Origin of the sequence: Pseudomonas sp. FP2300 (assembly GCF_030687595.1) — a bacterium.
Taxonomy (GTDB): Bacteria; Pseudomonadota; Gammaproteobacteria; order Pseudomonadales; family Pseudomonadaceae; genus Aquipseudomonas; species Aquipseudomonas bijieensis.
The window spans coordinates 50,435-68,148 of record NZ_CP117440.1 but is presented as its reverse complement, the minus strand read 5'-3'; the positions used below and the strand labels follow the sequence as shown (position 1 = coordinate 68,148).

At 61.6% G+C, this 17,714-nt stretch carries 17 protein-coding genes; 11 read left to right on the top strand and 6 right to left on the bottom strand.

Annotation, left to right across the window (positions count from 1 at the left end):
• Window positions 1-63: 63 nt before the first annotated feature.
• Entirely contained in the window at window positions 64-1,014 is a 951-nt protein-coding gene (locus PSH86_RS00310) for a LysR family transcriptional regulator (RefSeq protein ID WP_109752882.1), read from the top strand.
• Between the two features lie 5 nt (window positions 1,015-1,019).
• Here PSH86_RS00310 and PSH86_RS00305 read toward each other — a convergent pair whose 3' ends face one another.
• The gene (locus PSH86_RS00305) at window positions 1,020-1,679 is read right to left on the bottom strand and encodes an NAD(P)-dependent oxidoreductase (RefSeq protein WP_109752881.1); all 660 of its coding nucleotides are present in this window, start codon (window positions 1,677-1,679) and stop codon (window positions 1,020-1,022) included.
• Between the two features lie 85 nt (window positions 1,680-1,764).
• Between PSH86_RS00305 and PSH86_RS00300 the strand changes: the two genes are divergently transcribed.
• The 10 genes from PSH86_RS00300 (at window position 1,765) to PSH86_RS00255 (ending at window position 13,023) form a co-directional block, all read left to right on the top strand.
• Window positions 1,765-2,103, top strand: coding sequence for a DOPA 4,5-dioxygenase family protein (locus PSH86_RS00300; protein WP_163855973.1), 339 nt, complete (start codon window positions 1,765-1,767; stop codon window positions 2,101-2,103).
• 375 nt (window positions 2,104-2,478) lie between these two features.
• Window positions 2,479-3,786: a CitMHS family transporter gene (locus PSH86_RS00295; protein ID WP_109752879.1), complete on the top strand. Its 1,308-nt coding sequence runs from the start codon at window positions 2,479-2,481 to the stop codon at window positions 3,784-3,786.
• Window positions 3,787-3,862: 76 nt separating this feature from the next.
• Window positions 3,863-4,630 (top strand): TerC family protein, encoded by a 768-nt coding sequence (locus tag PSH86_RS00290; protein WP_109752878.1) that lies wholly within the window; start codon window positions 3,863-3,865, stop codon window positions 4,628-4,630.
• Between the two features lie 337 nt (window positions 4,631-4,967).
• Window positions 4,968-6,626 carry a Na/Pi cotransporter family protein gene (locus PSH86_RS00285; RefSeq protein WP_232201339.1) on the top strand — a complete coding sequence of 553 codons (1,659 nt, stop codon included), beginning with the start codon at window positions 4,968-4,970 and terminating at the stop codon, window positions 6,624-6,626.
• Window positions 6,627-6,812: 186 nt separating this feature from the next.
• A complete protein-coding gene (locus tag PSH86_RS00280; protein ID WP_212801667.1) occupies window positions 6,813-8,204 on the top strand; it encodes a pitrilysin family protein in 1,392 nt (463 codons plus the stop codon).
• A 223-nt stretch (window positions 8,205-8,427) separates the two neighbouring features.
• Window positions 8,428-9,453 carry a DUF5924 family protein gene (locus tag PSH86_RS00275; RefSeq protein WP_109752875.1) on the top strand — a complete coding sequence of 342 codons (1,026 nt, stop codon included), beginning with the start codon at window positions 8,428-8,430 and terminating at the stop codon, window positions 9,451-9,453.
• A 52-nt stretch (window positions 9,454-9,505) separates the two neighbouring features.
• A complete protein-coding gene (locus PSH86_RS00270) occupies window positions 9,506-10,654 on the top strand; it encodes an ABC transporter permease (protein WP_109752874.1) in 1,149 nt (382 codons plus the stop codon).
• Window positions 10,651-11,454, top strand: a complete 804-nt coding sequence (locus PSH86_RS00265) for an ABC transporter ATP-binding protein (RefSeq protein WP_116833830.1) — start codon at window positions 10,651-10,653, stop codon at window positions 11,452-11,454. Before PSH86_RS00270 ends, PSH86_RS00265 begins: the two co-directional genes overlap by 4 nt.
• 1 nt (window position 11,455) lies before the next feature.
• Window positions 11,456-12,394, top strand: a complete 939-nt coding sequence (locus tag PSH86_RS00260) for an MlaD family protein (protein WP_109752872.1) — start codon at window positions 11,456-11,458, stop codon at window positions 12,392-12,394.
• Window positions 12,391-13,023: an ABC-type transport auxiliary lipoprotein family protein gene (locus PSH86_RS00255; RefSeq protein ID WP_305487023.1), complete on the top strand. Its 633-nt coding sequence runs from the start codon at window positions 12,391-12,393 to the stop codon at window positions 13,021-13,023. The genes PSH86_RS00260 and PSH86_RS00255 overlap by 4 nt, the downstream gene beginning before the upstream one ends.
• A 5-nt stretch (window positions 13,024-13,028) precedes the next feature.
• On the opposite strand, the gene PSH86_RS00250 is transcribed toward PSH86_RS00255, so the two are convergent.
• The 5 genes from PSH86_RS00250 to PSH86_RS00230 form a co-directional block, all read right to left on the bottom strand.
• Window positions 13,029-14,258, bottom strand: a complete 1,230-nt coding sequence (locus PSH86_RS00250) for a nucleoside recognition domain-containing protein (RefSeq protein WP_116833828.1) — start codon at window positions 14,256-14,258, stop codon at window positions 13,029-13,031.
• Window positions 14,259-14,570: 312 nt separating this feature from the next.
• The gene (gltP, locus tag PSH86_RS00245; RefSeq protein WP_109752869.1) at window positions 14,571-15,902 is read right to left on the bottom strand and encodes a glutamate/aspartate:proton symporter GltP; all 1,332 of its coding nucleotides are present in this window, start codon (window positions 15,900-15,902) and stop codon (window positions 14,571-14,573) included.
• Window positions 15,903-16,606: 704 nt separating this feature from the next.
• Window positions 16,607-17,071: an inhibitor of vertebrate lysozyme family protein gene (locus tag PSH86_RS00240; protein WP_305487018.1), complete on the bottom strand. Its 465-nt coding sequence runs from the start codon at window positions 17,069-17,071 to the stop codon at window positions 16,607-16,609.
• 2 nt (window positions 17,072-17,073) lie between these two features.
• The gene (locus PSH86_RS00235) at window positions 17,074-17,238 is read right to left on the bottom strand and encodes a DUF1328 domain-containing protein (RefSeq protein WP_003177151.1); all 165 of its coding nucleotides are present in this window, start codon (window positions 17,236-17,238) and stop codon (window positions 17,074-17,076) included.
• An 80-nt stretch (window positions 17,239-17,318) separates the two neighbouring features.
• Window positions 17,319-17,606, bottom strand: coding sequence for a hypothetical protein (locus PSH86_RS00230; RefSeq protein WP_109752867.1), 288 nt, complete (start codon window positions 17,604-17,606; stop codon window positions 17,319-17,321).
• Window positions 17,607-17,714 lie beyond the last annotated feature (108 nt).

Here is a 17,714-nt window from a genome sequence, read left to right as displayed (position 1 = left end):
CATGTAGCCCCCGGGTTTTGGGGTAAAGCCCATACAGGATAATGACTAGGATAAGCACAGCTTATGTATGACGCCCTGGGTGACCTGTCTCTGGAACTGTTCCGCGCCTTTGAAGCCGCGGCGCGCCAGCAAAGCTTCACGGCGGCGGCGATTGAGCTGGGCACCACGCAACCGGCCATCAGCCAACAGATCAAACGCCTGGAAGAGCAACTGGGTACGCGGCTGTTCGACCGCATCTACCGCGGCATCGAACTGACCGAGGCCGGGACGATCCTGTTCGAGCAGGTACAGGCCGGCTTGCAGAGCATCGATGCCGGGTTGAGCGCGATCACCGCCCAACATCAACACGAAGTGCTGCAAGTCGCCACGGACTTCGCGTTCGCCGCCTATTGGCTGATGCCGCGCCTGCATCGCTTTCACGCGGCCAACCCGCAGGTGGACGTCAGCCTGGTGACCAGCGAGCGCAACCACAACATGCTCCGGACCGATATCGACGTTGCCGTGCTATTCGGCGATGGTCGCTTCAAACAAGGCGAAAGTCGCTGGCTATTCAGCGAAGAAGTCTTTCCCGTGTGCAGCCCGCTACTACTCAAGGAACGCCCCCTGCCCTTGCCCGCCCAGGACTTGGCGGAATTTCCGTTGCTGCACCTGCGCGCGGGTAACAGCAGTAGCTGGTTCGACTGGAGTGGCGTATTTCGCGAGCTGGGCATCACTTCGCCGCCGGCGCCAGGGCAGTTGCGCTTCGACAACTACACATTGCTGATCCAGGCGGCGATTGGCGGCCAGGGCGTGGCCATCGGCTGGCGTCACCTTGTGGATAACTTATTGGCACAGGGGCTGCTGTGTCGTCCGATCGCTGAAACGGTGCTGTCGCGGCTGGGGTATTACGTGGTCTTGCCCCAGCGTAAACGGCGCGGCGTATTGATCAGGCAATTCGTGGATTGGCTGATGGAAGAACAGGCCAACAGTGCCGAGTCGCTGACGGGCTTGCCGCTGCCTTCCATTGCCGTTTAACGCGCCTACACGGCCGCGACAAAGCTGACGTGCTCGCCCACATGCAGGTTCAGATGCAGCTCATCGGCGATGCCGACCGCCACCCGGTTGAGCCGCTCCAGGGATTCGGCCATTCCAGGCTCCAGGCTCGTACTGACTTGGCTGAAATGCTCGATGCCCAAGCCTGGCGCGGCGTAAGGCGCATTGATCAAGGTCCATTGCAAGGTGCTGTTCTTCAGCGCATCGAGCACTTCTTCGGCGGCATGGCGCTGCAAATCGTCATCCGTCGGCTCTTCGTCGAGCACGGCGAAGTCACCCACCAGGAACAGCCGTGGAATATTCACCGCCTGCATGCCGGCGATCAGTGAATCCACAGCCAATACTTGCTCTACGGGGCCGGGAATCAATGTGCGCTCCACTTGTTCGCTGTTCATCGGCAACCCTGGCGCATTCAACAGACACACCACGGCACTGGCGCCGGCCACACTCTGCTTGACCCGCTCGGGGTCGAAAAGATCACCGGTCTTGGTCCGCAAGCCCGGGCGTGGAGCCAGGGCGGTGAGATCGTCGAGAATGGCGATGACTTCGTGCTGGCGCCGTAGCATTTCAGCCATCAACGCACTGCCGAGACTACTCATGGCACCATAGAGCACCACTTTGATGACCGGGGTTTCGGCGTTTTTCATGGCTGTTTTTCCTTTTTTTCCGCGTATAAGGCCTCTGACCCGCGGAAAACGGCGAGGGTTCGGCCTCTTTTTCAAGGAGTGACAGATGCAGCGGATCAAGGGCTACCACGCCCACGTGTATTTCGACGCCAATACCCTCGACCAGGCCCGGGCCCTGTGCGAGGAAGCGGCGCAACTGTTCCCGCTGAAAATGGGCCGCGTCCACCAACGCCCGGTCGGCCCGCACCCGGACTGGAGCTGTCAGCTGGCGTTCGATCCGCAGTACATCGGCGTGGTCCTGCCGTGGCTGGCTCTCAATCGCAAGGGGTTGGTGATTTTCATGCACCCGGATACAGGCGATGACTTGATGGACCACACCGAGCACGCGATCTGGATGGGCGCGGTGCGGCCATTGGATCTTTCGGCCTTTAAAGCAAAGACCTGATTGCTTCTGTGGCGAGGGAGCTTGCTCCCGCCGGGCTGCGAAGCGGCCCCCAGGATTTTGCGGCCGCTGCGCGACCGAGCGGGAGCAAGCTCCCTCGCCACAAAGACTCGCCTGGCCAACCATCAGCCATTGCAGCGGCGAAAGCTTGCTGAAAGCTAGCGCGATTAGGATCACCTCACTTCCGGCAACAGACCGGTCGGCCAAAAGCGAGTTTTCAAGGCTCGTTCGGCCCTTTTAACAACAACAATGGTGATTCTGATGTCCGCTGCTACCCGTCCCGCTGCACCCACTCCATCCGTCCGTCCCGAGCCCTGCATCCTGCGCTGACCCATCCGGTTCGCCTTTGCCCGCCGCGCCACGCCTGGAGTATTTCCTATGCTGACTTTCCTTGGCTTCGCCATGGTCATCACGTTCATGTTCCTGATCATGACCAAGCGCCTGTCCGCGCTGATCGCCTTGATCATCATCCCGATCCTGTTCGCCCTGTTCGGTGGTTTTGCACCGAAGATCGGCCCGATGATGCTCGAAGGCATCACCAAGCTCGCCCCGACCGGGGTGATGCTGATGTTCGCGATTCTGTATTTTGCCCTGATGATCGACTCCGGCCTGTTCGACCCGGCCGTGCGCAAGATCCTCAAGCTGGTCAAGGGCGACCCGTTGAAAGTTTCGGTCGGTACCGCCGTCCTGGCGCTCGTCGTTTCCCTCGATGGTGACGGCGCGACCACTTACATGATCTGCGTCGCCGCGATGCTGCCGCTCTACAGCCGCATCGGCATGAGCCCGCGCATCATGGCTGGCCTGATCATCCTCGCCGGTGGCGTGATGAACATGACCCCGTGGGGCGGTCCGACGGCCCGCGCGGCCAGTGCGCTGCACGTGGACCCGTCCGACATCTTCGTGCCGATGATTCCTGCGATGGCCGCCGGCGTGGTGGCGATCCTGGTGATTGCCTACTTCTACGGCAAGCGTGAACGGGCGCGCCTGGGTGAATTGCACCTGGTCGGCGACGAGATCGATCACAGCGAAATCAGCGTTTCGCAGTTCCCGGATGCTCGCCGTCCGAAGCTGATCTGGTTCAACGGCCTGTTGACCCTGGCGTTGATGTGCACCCTGATCGCCGGCCTCCTGCCGCTCCCCGTGCTGTTCATGGTGGCGTTCAGTATCGCGATGATCGTCAACTACCCTTGCCTGCAACAGCAGAAGGATCGCGTCGCGGCTCATGCCGGCAGCGTGTTGTCGGTGGTCAGTCTGATTTTCGCAGCAGGTATTTTCACTGGTATCCTGTCCGGCACCGGCATGGTCGATGCCATGTCGAAAAGCCTGCTGGCGGTGATCCCTGATTTCCTCGGCCCGTACCTGGCGGTGATCACGGCGCTGGTAAGCATGCCATTCACGTTCTTCATGTCGAACGACGCGTTTTACTATGGTGTGTTGCCAGTGCTCTCCGAAGCGGCCAGCCACTACGGCATCACCGCGGTGGAAATGGCCCGGGCCTCGATCGTCGGCCAACCGGTCCATCTGCTGAGCCCGCTGGTGCCATCGACCTACCTGCTGGTAGCGCTGGCCGGGATCGAGTTCGGCGATCACCAACGTTTCACCCTGAAGTGGGCAGTACTGGTCTGCCTGTGCATACTGGTTGCGGCATTGCTGCTGGGGACTTTCCCGCTGTTCAGCACTCTGTAACTGTAACGGCATCAAACGACTACGCCGCCAGCTCATCGCTGGCGTCGTGGTTTAACACTCGCTCAAAGGAACTCACATGGAATGGCTGACCAACCCGGAAATCTGGGTTGCCTTCTTTACCCTGACCGCCCTGGAAATTGTCCTGGGTATCGACAACATCATCATGATCTCGATCCTGGTCAGCCGCATGCCCAAGCACATGCAGGCGCGCACCCGGATCTTCGGCCTGGCGCTGGCCATGGTCACGCGGATCCTGTTGCTGCTGTCCATCACCTGGGTCATGCGCCTGACCGCCGACTTGTTCGAAGTGTTCGGCCAGGGTATCTCCGGTCGTGACCTGATCCTGTTCTTCGGTGGCCTGTTCCTGCTGTGGAAAAGCTCCCAGGAGATGTACCACGCGCTGGAAGGCGAAGATGAAACCAACGACGAGCCTGCGGGCAAGGGCGGCAATTTCATCTACACCATCATCCAGATCGCGATCATCGACATCGTGTTCTCCCTGGACTCGGTCATTACCGCCGTCGGCATGGTCTCCCACGTACCGGTGATGGTGGCGGCGATCATCGTTGCCGTGCTGGTGATGATGCTGGCCTCGGCCACCATCAGTGAGTTCATCGACAAGCACCCGTCGCTGAAAATGCTGGCGCTGTCGTTCCTGCTGGTGGTCGGTACCGTGCTGATCGCCGAATCGTTCGACGTGCACGTACCAAAAGGCTACGTCTACTTCGCCATGGCCTTCTCCCTGGCGGTGGAAGCGATCAACATCAAGATGCGCACGGCGATTGCCCGCAAGCGCAAGCAGCAGGATCCGGTGAAACTGCGTAAGGATGTTCCGGGCCAGTAAGGGTTGCGGGGCAATGAATGAAGGGGCTTTCGAGCCCCTTTTTCATGCCTGCCGGAAGGTAACCGGATGCAAAACCTGTGGGAGCGAGCCTGCTCGCGATGAGGCCGCAACATTCAATATCTTCATTGGCTAACAGACCGCTATCGCGAGCAGGCTCGCTCCCACAGGGTTTCGTGGTGTCTTTGGTGAATGGTTTTTTATGACAGTTTTGTTTCAAAGCCATCTTTAGCTGTGCAATGCTGGCGCTCGAACCGTTCGGCAACTACAGCTTAAGTACAAGAAAGAAGAATGTGGCATCGTCAATTTGTCCCTTTGGGACGCTAACAGGGGGCTCCTCATGCTGACCCTGCTGAATTTGCTCTCCGCCGTGGCCCTGCTGATCTGGGGCACGCATATCGTGCGTACCGGCATCTTGCGGGTCTATGGCTCGAACCTGCGCCATGTCATCGGCCAGAACATGTCCAGGCGCTGGCTGGCGTTTGTCGCCGGCATCATGGTCACGGCCATGGTCCAGAGCAGCAACGCCACGGCCATGCTCGTCACCTCGTTCGTTGGCCAGGGCCTGATGGCGCTGACCCCGGCCCTGGCGACGATGCTGGGCGCCGATGTCGGCACCGCGCTGATGGCACGGGTGCTGACCCTCGACCTGTCGTGGCTGTCGCCGCTGCTGATTTTCCTCGGGGTGATATTTTTCCTGTCGCGCAAACAGACCCGCGTCGGGCAAATGGGCCGGGTCGGCATCGGCCTGGGCCTGATCATCCTGGCCCTGCAATTGATCGTCGAAGCCGCCGCTCCCATCACCCATGCCCAGGGCGTGAAAGTGATCTTCGCCTCGCTGACCGGCGACATCCTGCTCGATGCCTTGGTCGGTGCGCTGTTCGCGATGATCTCCTATTCCAGCCTGGCCGCCGTGCTGTTGACCGCGACATTGGCCGGCGCCGCGGTGATCAGCCTGCCAGTGGCCATCGGCCTGGTGATCGGCGCCAACATCGGCAGCGGCGTCCTGGCATTCCTCAGTACCAGCATGCAGAACACCGCCGGGCGCCAGGTGGCGCTGGGCAGCCTGTTGTACAAGCTGATCGGGCTGTTGCTGATCATTCCAGTGCTCGATCCGCTGGTGGGCTGGCTGGATAGCCTGGATTTCAGCCCGCAGGAAACGGTCATCGGTTTCCATCTGCTCTATAACGCCGTGCGCTGCCTGGTGCTGCTGCCCAGCGTCGCGCCGATGGCCAGGCTCTGCACATGGTTGCTGCCGGAACGTCCGAACACCAACGGCACGGCCACGCCCCGGCATCTGGACCTCGCGGCCCTCGCCACGCCAAGCCTGGCGCTGGCGAACGCCGCCCGGGAAACCCTGCGCATCGGCGACCTGATTGAAAACATGCTCGAAGCCATGCTCGACGTGCTGCGCGGCGAGCAGACCGCGGTCACCCAGGAAGTCCGGCGCATGAGTGACGACATTGAGGCGTTGTGCAGCGCCATCAAGTTGTACATGGCGCAAATGCCCCGCGAGGACCTCAGTGAACAGGACAGCCGTCGCTGGGCGGAAATCATCGAGCTGGCGATCAACCTCAAGCTGGCCAGCGATCTCATCGAGCGCATGTTGCGCAAGGTCCAGCAGCAGAAGACCTCGCAACGGCGCTCGTTTTCCGAGGTAGGCCTGGAGGAGCTGGCCGGGCTGCACAGCCACTTGATCGCCAACCTGCGGCTGGGCCTGTCGGTGTTCCTCAGTGCCGATCGGGAAAGCGCCCGCCAGTTGCTGCGTGAGAAACGGCGCTTTCGGGCGCAGGAACGGCGAATGGCCCATGCCCATGTCAGCCGCCTGCAGCGCAAGGTCGTGCAAAGCCTGGAGACCAGTTCCCTGCACCTGGAGCTGATCGCCGACATGAGACGCCTCAATTCGCTGTTTTGCGGCAGCGCCTATGTGGTGCTGGAGACGTCCGAGATCGGCGCGCTGGCGGCGGATGAAATTAGCGACATTACCCATTCGCCGTGAACGACTGGCGCGTTGGTCAGTCAGTAACAATGGCTCGGGCCTGAAACCGTTCACCGGCCCGCCTGCTCCCGCTGTCATGAAAACCCCATAGATTCGATAGGAGGAGCGAGCCGACCCCGGGCGACGATCCGCCGATAATGGCCTGCCCGGCACCATGGATCTCCACTCAGCCGCCAGGAAGCCCTTATGCGTTGTCTGTTGCTCGCCTTTCTTTTGCTCGGCTCATTGCCCGTGGTTGCCCTGGACCGGTTCCAGGTCGAAGGTTATACGTTGCCCAACGGCATGCAGCTGATGCTCAAGCCCGGCACCGAGCGCGGGCATGTGGCGATCCGCCTGGTGGTCGGCGTGGGCCTGGACGACTTCAGTTGCGCCGACAAGGAACTGCCCCATCTGCTCGAGCACCTGCTGTTCAGCGGCGTCGACGAGAGTGGCGAAGGCGGCCTGGAGGAGCGCATGCAGGCCTTGGGTGGCGAGTGGAACGCCTTCACCAGCAACGCCGACACCACGTTTGTCATCGAAGCGCCGGCGCGCAATCAACGCAAAGTCCTGGACCTGCTGCTGGCGTTGCTGACCCGCACCCGCCTCGATGAAAAAGCCCTGGAGGCGGCCAAGCGGGTGGTGGAACGCGAAGACGGCGGCCACTACACCCATCTGCAACGCTGGCTCGATCATCAGGACCTGGGCCACAAGGCCAGCAATCAGCTCGCAGTCGAGTTGGGCCTGCGCTGCGCGGAACGGGCCGAGGTCGAACACCTCACCCTTGCCCGGCTCAAGCAGGTGCGCAAGGACTGGTATGCGCCGAACAACATGACGCTGATCGTGGTCGGCGATCTCGACCGACTGCTGCCGGCCTACCTGGAACGCGCCTTTGGCGAATTCGAGCCAGTGGAGCCCAGCGTGCACGAGGCACTGCCGCAGATCCGCTACAAAGCGGTCACCAAACGCAACCTGATCCGTGGCCTGGTGGGCAACAGCGCCAAGCTGCATTGGCTGTTCCCGGAGCCGGTGCTGGACGAGCAGCATGACGAAACCTTCGACCTGCTCAAGGATTACCTGGACTGGGCGCTCTATCGCCAACTGCGCCTGGCCCGCGGCCTGTCCTACGGGCCGTGGACCGAGCGCGAGGTGTTCGGCGGCGTCGGCTTCTTCAGCCTGAATGCGGACCTGGCCCGCGAGGATCTACCCCAAGCGGAACAGGCGCTCGAGGAGCTGCGCAATACGCTGCTCAAGGATGGCCTCGATCCCGACAGTTTCATGCGCATCAAACGCGCGGCCATCGCGCATCAGACCTGGGCGGTTCAAGGTAACAGCGCCCTGGCCGATTATTATTGGGGCGCCCTGGGTGATTATGAAGACGGTCGCTTCGCCAACCCGGCCGTGCGCTTGCAGGGGGTGAGCCTGGAACAGGCCAACGTGGCCCTGCGTGAACTGCTCAAGGACCCGGGTTACCTGCGTATCGAGAAGCCGTTGCTCAGTGACGATGAGCTCGTGTGGGGGCTGGGCGGTGTGCTGGGGTTGCTGTTGCTGGGGTTGGTGGTGTGGCAAGTGCGCCGCAGGGCCCGACCGAACGAAGAATGATTCGTGGCGGCCCACATTTGTGGCAAGGGCATCTGTCTGCTGTGTGGGAGCAAGGCTTGCCCGCGATGGACGCGACGCGGTCTTTCCGAAACCGAGGCGTCTGTTTCGCGAGCAAGCTTTGCTCCCACAGCAAATCCCACTTGCCACAAGAGCACTCGTCACATCGATGTCCTGACGATACTCTGTCAGGGATATTTCCTACGACTTACTGTGAAACCACCGAATGCAAAACCTGACGCTCTACGTCCAGCGCATCCTTGAATTGATGAAGCGCTATCCCGGGGTCATTGCGCTCGGTGGTTTCATCTCCGGGGTCGGCAGTTTCATGTTGGTGGACCGCCAGCAGGGCCTGGCGACCTGGATCGCCATCATGATGCTGGTGAGCTGGCTCTGGCTGATGGTCGAGAACAGCATGACCCGGCTGTTCACGCGGATTTTCAAGCGGGAAATACCCCAGCCGCTGTTGCGCTACGCCACGCAGATGATTCACCAGGAGAGCCTGTTTTTCGTCTTGCCGTTTTTCTTCATCACGACCACCTGGAACAGCAGCCAGCTGATTTTCACCGGCCTGCTGACGGTCGCGGCGCTGATCTCGATCACCGACCCGCTCTACTACAAATGGCTGGCACCGCGGCGCTGGGCGTTCCTGGCGTTGCACACGCTGACGCTGTTCGCCGCCCTGCTCACCGCGTTGCCGGTCATCCTGCACCTGACCACCGACCAGAGCTTCAAGCTGGCGCTGGGCATTGCCATGCTGCTGTCGTTTCCCAGCCTGGCCTCGATCTTCCCGATCCGCACCGTGCGCAACGCCCTGGCAATCCTGTGCATCACCTTGGGCATTGGCGCCGCCGGCTGGGTACTGCGCTCCTGGGTGCCGCCGGCCACGCTGTGGATGACCGAAGTGGCGATCAGCACCCAACTGGAGGACCGCACGCCGGGCGCCAGTCTCAAGGAAGTCAGCGCCGCCCAGATTCGCGGCAATGGCTTGTACGCCTACACGGCCATCAACGCGCCGCGTGGGCTCGATGAGCGGATTTATCATGTCTGGCAGTTCAACGGTAAAGAAGTCGACCGCATCGCCCTGGACATCCATGGCGGACGCAAGGAAGGCTATCGCGCCTGGACCCACAAACAGAACTTCCCGGATGACCCGACCGGCAAATGGCAGGTGCGGGTGTTGACGGAAAATGGCCAGATGATCGGTGTGCTGCGTTTCAATGTAAGCGCCGCCACACCCGAAGCAAAATGACCGCGGCCGTGCTATTAGGTAGCGCTGTTCAAGTCGAACGAGCATGGAGCTTATGACCCCAGGATCCCACACCGGCACTGCCCGACTGGATACGTCCGGCTCTGCGGCGAAGCTATGGGTCAGCGGCGACTGGACGCTGGCCCACTACCCGCAGCTCAAGCGCTTGAGCGACTCACTGCGCGGCCAATACGACGAAAACACTCTGATCGACCTCAACGGCCTCGGCGCCCTCGACACCGCCGGGGCTTCGTTGCTGGTGGAGTTGCTGGGTTCCGAACGGCTGGGCAAGACCGCCGAGCACCCCGATTGCAGCTTGCCGGCCGCCGAGCGGGCGCTGCTGCAGACGGTCTATTGCTCGCTGACGGACTTCTGTGTGCCGCTGAAAGAGCCCCAGGTCAGCGTGATGACACAGTTGCTGACGCGCATCGGCCGTGCCGTGGACAAAGTCTGGCAAGACACCCTGCAACTGCTGGGCTTTGTCGGCCTGATCCTGGAAACCCTGGCCCGCAACCTGTTTCGCCCCAAGCGCTGGCGCATGACAGCGATGGTCGTTCACATCGAACAGACCGGCCTGGACGCAGCCCCCATCGTCGCCCTGCTGACGTTCCTGGTGGGCGCGGTGGTGGCGTTCCTCGGGGCGACCGTGCTGGCCGACTTCGGCGCCAGCATCTTTACCGTGGACCTGGTGGCGTTCTCATTCCTGCGCGAATTCGGTGTGTTGCTCACGGCGATCCTCATGGCGGGCCGCACCGCCAGCGCGTTTACCGCACAGATCGGCTCGATGAAGGCCAACGAAGAAATCGACGCGATCCGCACCCTTGGCCTCGATCCGGTCGAGTTGCTGGTGGTGCCACGGGTGCTGGCGCTGTTGGTGGCGCTGCCGATGCTGACCTTCCTGGCCATGCTCTCGGGCATTGTCGGCGGTGGAGTCGTGTGTGCCCTGTCGCTGGGTATTTCCCCGGCCATGTTCCTGTCGCTGCTGCAATCGGACATCGGCGTGCAGCATTTCCTGGTGGGGATGGTCAAGGCGCCGATCTTTGCCTTCCTGATCGCTGCCGTGGGCTGCCTGGAAGGCTTCAAGGTCAGCGGCAGCGCCGAGTCGGTCGGAGCCCACACCACGTCCAGCGTGGTGCAGTCGATTTTCGTGGTGATCGTGCTGGATGCCGTGGCCGCGCTGTTTTTCATGGAGATGAACTGGTGAGCCAACCTTTACGGCCGCCCACCGAGGCGGTGATTCAAGTGCGGGGCCTGTGCAATCGCTTTGGTCGCCAGAGTGTGCATGAAAACCTCGACCTGGATGTGTACAGGGGCGAGATTCTCGCCGTGGTCGGCGGTTCCGGCAGCGGCAAATCGGTGCTGTTGCGCAGCATCGTCGGCTTGAACCAGCCCAGCGAGGGTTCCGTGCGGGTGTTCGGAGAGGACTTGCCGAGCCTGTCCCCGGAACGACGTTCGCGGGTGGAGCGGCGCTTTGGCGTGCTGTTCCAGAAAGGCGCGCTGTTTTCGTCCCTGACCGTGACAGAGAACGTCGCCCTGCCGCTGATCGAACACGCCGGCCTCAGCCGCGCCGACGCCGAGCACCTGGCGGCGGTGAAACTCGCCCTGGCCGGGCTGCCACTTTCTGCCGCAGACAAGTACCCCGCTTCGCTGTCCGGCGGCATGATCAAGCGCGCCGCCCTGGCCCGGGCGCTGGCCCTGGACCCGGACATCCTGTTTCTCGACGAACCCACCGCCGGGCTCGACCCCATCGGTGCGGCGGCGTTCGACCAGTTGATCCTGACGCTGCGCGATGCCCTGGGCTTGAGTGTGTTCCTGGTCACCCATGACCTGGACACGCTCTACACCATCACCGACCGGGTGGCGGTGCTGGCGCAGAAAAAAGTACTGGTGGCCGATGTCATCGACAAGGTGTCGGAAACCGACGACGCCTGGATTCACGAATACTTCCATGGCCCTCGCGGCCGCGCGGCGCTATCGGCCGCTATACAATCGAACGAGGTCTGACATGGAAACCCGAGCCCATCATGTGCTGATCGGCCTGTTCACCGTCATTGTGGTGGCCGGTGCCCTGCTGTTTGGCCTATGGCTGGCCAAGTCCAGTGTGGACAGCGAGTTCAAGGATTACGAAGTAGTGTTCAACGAGGCGGTCAGCGGCTTGTCCCGGGGCAGTTCGGTGGAATACAGCGGCATCAAGGTCGGCGACGTCGTCAATCTGCGCCTGGACCCGAACGACCCGCGCCGGGTGCTGGCGCGGATACGCTTGAGCGGTGAAACACCGATCAAGCAGGACACCCAGGCCAAGCTGGCCCTGACCGGCATCACCGGCACCTCGATCATCCAGCTCAGCGGCGGCACGCCCCAGAGCCCGGCGCTGACGGGGCATGACGGTGAACCGCCGGTGATCATCGCCGCGCCCTCGCCTATTGCCCGCCTGCTCAACAACAGCGATGACTTGATGACCAGCATCAACCTGTTGCTGCACAACGCCAACGAGGTGTTTTCCTCGGACAACGTCCAACGCCTGGGCAACACCCTCGAACACTTGGAGCAAACCACCGGGGTCATCGCCGAGCAGCGCGGCGACATTCGCCAGGCCATGCAGCAACTGGCGTCCATCGGCAAACAGGCCAGCGCCACGCTGGAACAGACCACGGCGTTGATGCGCAACGCCAATGGCTTGCTCGACGATCAAGGCAAGGCAGCCGTGGGCAGTGCCGGGCAGGCCATGCAATCGCTGGCCCGCAGCACGGCAACCCTCGACAAATTGCTGAACGACAACCGCGACTCGCTGAACAACGGCATGCAGGGCCTCAATGCCCTGGCACCGGCCGTGCGCGAGCTACGCGAAACCCTCAGTGCCCTGCGCGGCATATCCCGGCGTCTGGACGCCAACCCCAGCGGCTATTTGCTGGGTAACGACAAGGACAAGGAGTTCACGCCATGAAGCCGACCCATCGACTCGTCCGCCCTGCCCTGTTGCTGGCCGGCTTTATCCTGCTGGGCGGTTGTTCGATCCTGCCCAAGAGTGAACCTGCGGACATCTATCGCCTGCCCGCCACCCAGGCGTCCGCCGCCCCTGGCGTGCCGGTCAACTGGTCGTTGCGCCTGGCCAGCCCGCAAGCCAGCGAAGTGCTCAACAGCCCGAAAATCGCGGTCATTCCCCAAGGCAATCTGTTCAGCAGTTATGCGGCCTCGCGCTGGAGCGACCCGGCCCCGGTGTTGTTGCGCAACCGCCTGCTCGATGGCTTTGCCCAGGACGGGCGCGTCAGGCTGTTGAGCGTCGCCGACAGTAACCTGCAAGCAGACCTGGAGCTGGGCGGGCAGTTGCAAGCGTTCCAGACCGAATACCAGGGCACGGCGGCCAGCGTGGTGATTCGCCTGGACGCCCTGCTGGTGCGCGGGTTCGACCAGCGCATCCTGGCCAGCCGCCGTTTTGAAGTTCGCCAGCCGCTGGGCGATACAAAAGTGCCAGCGGTGGTGGACGGTTTTGGCCGGGCTGGTGATCGGCTGACCGCCGAAGTGGTGAACTGGACGTTGGAGCAGGGCCAGCGTTTCGCAACGCCAGCGCCCTGAAGGCCTCAGCCAAAGAACCAGTAGCAGACCCCGATCGCCGACAGCACGCCCGCCAGTTCGGCCAGCAACGCACAGCCCACGGCATGGCGCGCTCGCTGGATGCCCACGGCGCCGAAATACACCGCCAGCACGTAGAATGTGGTCTCGGTGCTGCCCTGGATGGTCGCTGCCACCAGGGCCGGGAAGCTGTCCACGCCGGAGGTCTTCATGGTCTCGATCAACATCGCCCGAGCGGCGCTGCCAGAGAACGGCTTGACCATGGCCGTCGGCAAGGCATCGACGAAACGCGTATCCCAGCCGGCCCACTGCACCAGGTGGCGAATGCCGTCCAGGCCGAAATCCAGCGCGCCCGAAGCCCGCAGCACACCCACGGCGCAGAGCATTGCCACCAGGTACGGCAGCAGGTTCTTGGCGACGTCGAAACCTTCCTTGGCGCCCTCGATGAAGGCTTCATACACCTTGACCTTGCGCAGCGCGCCCACCACCAGGAACAGGATGATCAGGCCAAACAGCGTCAAGTTGCCGAGGATCGATGACAACCCGGCCAGGGCCGTGGCCGAGAGCGTCGCCAGCAGAGCCATGAAACCGCCCAGCGCCAGCGCACCTGGAATCAGGTAGGCCAGCACCACCGGATCCCACAGGCGCAGGCGCTGCATGAACGCCACGGACAGCAGCCCCATCAGGGTCGAGCCCGTGGTGGCGATCAGGATCGGCAGGAACACCAGCGTCGGGTCCGGCGCGCCCTGCTGGGCGCGGTACATGAAGATCGTCACCGGCAACAGCGTCAGTGACGAAGCGTTGAGCACCAGAAACAGGATCTGCGCATTGCTGGCGATGGTCGGGCTGGGGTTGAGGTCCTGCAGGGCGCGCATGGCCTTGAGGCCGATGGGCGTGGCGGCGTTGTCCAGTCCCAGGCCGTTGGCGGCGAAGTTGAGGGTGATCAGGCCAATGGCCGGGTGGCCGGCGGGCACTTCCGGCATCAAGCGCAGGAACAGCGGGCCGAGGGCCTTGGCCAGCCAATCGACGATGCCGGCCTTTTCGGCGATACGCAGAAAGCCCAGCCACAGGGTCAAGGTGCCGAACAGCAGGACCATCACCTCCACCGACAGCTTGGCCATGGCGAAAATGCTTTCCACCATGGCCGCGAAGATCCCGGCATTGCCGCCGATCAGCCACTGCGCCAGCGCCGACACGGCTGCCACGATAAAGAAGCCAAGCCACAGGCCATTGAGCATCGGTTAAATCCCCCGGAAGATGCCGCGAATGATAGCGGGGCTGGCAGAAACGACAAACCCCGGATTGCTCCGGGGTTTGGTCTGTTACTGCCAACGGCGAACTTTGTTGGGACAACTGTCTTGATCAATCAGTAAGACCGAGTCGCCACTTTCGCGAGCAAGCCCGCTCCCACAGGTTTAGAGGTGTTTATGAATAATGTGTTCACCTCGGATCAAATGTGGGAGCGGGCTTGCTCGCGAAGGGGCCGTCACATCCAACCTCTCTCTTGAGCCAGTCGGATCGCCGCGCTGCAGCCCCCATAGGGTTGTAAATTAATGGCTGGACGTTTCCCCCGCCGGCAGCGGCTCTTTGCTGCGCCAGTGCGGCAGGGAGTTCCAGTAGCGCTGGCCCTTGGCATCGTCGTACATGCCTTCCCAACGGGCGATGACCAGCACGGCCAGGGCGTTGCCGATGACGTTCAGGGCAGTACGGGCCATGTCCATGATGCGGTCGACACCGGCGATGAAGGCCAGGCCTTCCAGGGGAATACCCACGCTGCCCAGGGTGGCCAGCAACACCACGAACGACACGCCCGGCACACCGGCGATGCCTTTGGAGGTGACCATCAAGGTCAGCACCAGCAGCAATTGCTGGCTGATGGACAGGTCGATGCCATACAGCTGGGCAATGAAAATCGCCGCGATGCTCTGGTACAGGGTCGAGCCGTCGAGGTTGAACGAATAGCCGGTAGGCACCACAAAGCTGCAGATGGCTTTCGGCGCGCCGTAGGCTTCCATCTTCTCGATCACCCGTGGCAGCACGGTTTCGGAGCTGGCGGTGGAGTAGGCCAGTACCAGCTCATCCTTGAAGATGCGCATCAGCTTGAGCACCGAGAAACCGAACAGGCGGGCGATCAGGCCCAGCACCACAAAGGCGAAGAAGGCGATGGCGACGTAAACCAGGATCACCAGTTTCGCCAGCGGCAGCAGGGATGCGAAACCGAAGTTGGCGACCGTCACCGCGATCAGGGCGAATACGCCAATCGGGGCGTATTGCATGATCATGTGGGTGACCTTGAACATGCTTTCCGACACGCCCTGGAACATTTTCACCAGCGGCTCGCGCAGGTCCGATTGCAGGCTGGACAGACCCAGGCCGAACAGTACGGAGAAGAAAATGATCGGCAGCATCTCGCCACGGGCAACGGCGGCGAAGATGTTCGACGGGATCAGGTTGAGGATGGTCTGGACAAACGCATGCTCATGCTGGACTTCAGCGGCGGTGGCCTGGTACTTGGAAATATCCACGGTACCCAGGGTGCTCATGTCGATGCCGCTGCCGGGCTGGAAGAAGTTGGCCAGCAACAGGCCGACGACGATGGCGATGGTGGTGACGATTTCGAAGTAAAGGATGGTCTTCAGGCCAATGCGCCCGAGCTTCTTGGCATCACCGACCCCGGCAATGCCGACGATCAGCGAGGAAATCACGATCGGGATCACGATCATCTTGATCAGACGGATAAAGATATCGCCCGCCGGTTGCAGAACGTTGCTGATCCACCAGGCCTTTTCGGCACTGAAATGGTTGAGCAGCGCGCCCAATGCAATCCCCAGCACCAGACCGATGAGGATCTGCCAGGCGAGGCTTAGTCGTGCCTTCTTCATATCGTTACCCTTACTTCAGTTGGTCTCGGACAGGGGTACGAACGGAATCGTCGATGACAAAACACATTCGCGCCCCTGCCCCCGTATAAGGTCACCCCGAGCGCATTAGCGGCTTACTGGCAGGCGAAAAAAGGCGCAACTATTGCGACGCAAGGGGGGCTCGTCTAATGCCGTAAACGCCTACCCTATGCCGAATCGGCATGAGATTTTTCAAACGAAACCCGCATCCCAACCGGTTCGAATAGGCCATTTATGCAGGCATAAGTGCCGTGAGCCGGCCATTTCAGCGTAGCTGCGCCTTCTCTCGCCAGCGGGGGCAACCAATAAAACGACTGCGAATCGAGACGTGTCCCGTGGGAGAAAACGCGCCGGCATTCTCCGATATACGGTCAGGGAAAGGGCAATAAATCGGCGGGAGGAGACAAAATGCCGCATCGCGCAGCAACCGGTGGCATCCAATCCATCAACCGCTCTGGCACAGGTATTCTGCGTTATAAAGCGCTACGCAAGTTCGCCCAGCCGTAATGGCTTTGCGAACCTGCGTTGCAGCTTTTACCTGACCCGGCCCTTTCGCAGGCACTCCTTGTGCCCGTAGGTCACTCCGACTCTCATCAGTCAGAACGTCCCGGCCCCCTGGTCATGCACTGGCCCTCCTCGGGCCGTGCAGAAGGGAAAAGCAGGGCTGCTTTTCCCATTTTTCAGAATCAGTACCAGTTCGGATCTTTCTTGAGTTGTTCCATTAACAGTTTCTGCATACCTTCGTCGGGCTTGCCGAGGAAACGGTAGTCGGCATGCCGCGTCGGCGACTTGTCGGCCGGCAGCCCCGCAGGGACTTGTACCCACAAGGCGTAGGCTTCGTCCTTGTCGAAGCTGAAGGCGACGATCAGGCGCTGGCTGCGACACGTCGCCTGGGTTTCACACAGGGGTCCCACTAGATACTTGTCGCCGTCTTCCTCGACAGCATTCATCTGTTCCGAATCGCCTGACAGGTTCATCACCCATTCAGGCAGGCGTTCTTCTTTTTTGACGACGTGCTGCCAGGTCTCGCGGTATTGCGGGTCCGCTTCCAGCAACTGGTTGGCCCGCATCTGTCCGTCATTGGCAGCCATTGCCATGGCACTGCCGCCCAACAACAGGGCGGCGGCCAGTCCTTTAAAGAAAACGCTCATGGTCAGCCTCGGCCACGACGGCCAAAGAAGAAGGAAGCGATGAACATCACCAGGAACACAACAAAGAGAATCTTGGCGATGCCCGTGGCGGTGCCTGCGATACCACCGAAGCCCAGTACTGCGGCGATGATGGCAATGATCAGGAAGGTAATTGCCCAGCTCAACATGGTGATTCTCCTTACGCTTTTCTATTTAGTGAGGGTCTGGCGATGATGGTTCCGGCGCGATGGACGACCGGTCCATCGGGTTAAAACACCCAGCGCTCTTCACGTGGCATATCGACCACTGGCTGAGCCTGATCGACATCCATCATGCGCATTGAAGCGGAGGCTTCCGCGACACTGCTGACGGCGCTGAAATGGGTTTGTGGGGCACGATGAATCGACGTCTGTGGCGCCTCTGGCTGTTGCCGCTCTTGCCAGAGCATCCATTGCTGGCCTATCACGAGGGTGACCAGCAATGCCAGGGCAGCCCATAAGCCTTGCTGAATGTGCAGAGAAGAAAATCGAAATTGGGCGGCACTTTGACGATTCATCCTGGAATTCCTCCCCACCCGGGTGCGGTGATCTGGTTGAGGCGCTCTAAACGCCACGTTGATCAGGACATTGCAGTCGGCGTGCCAGGATTTTTTATATAAAAAACT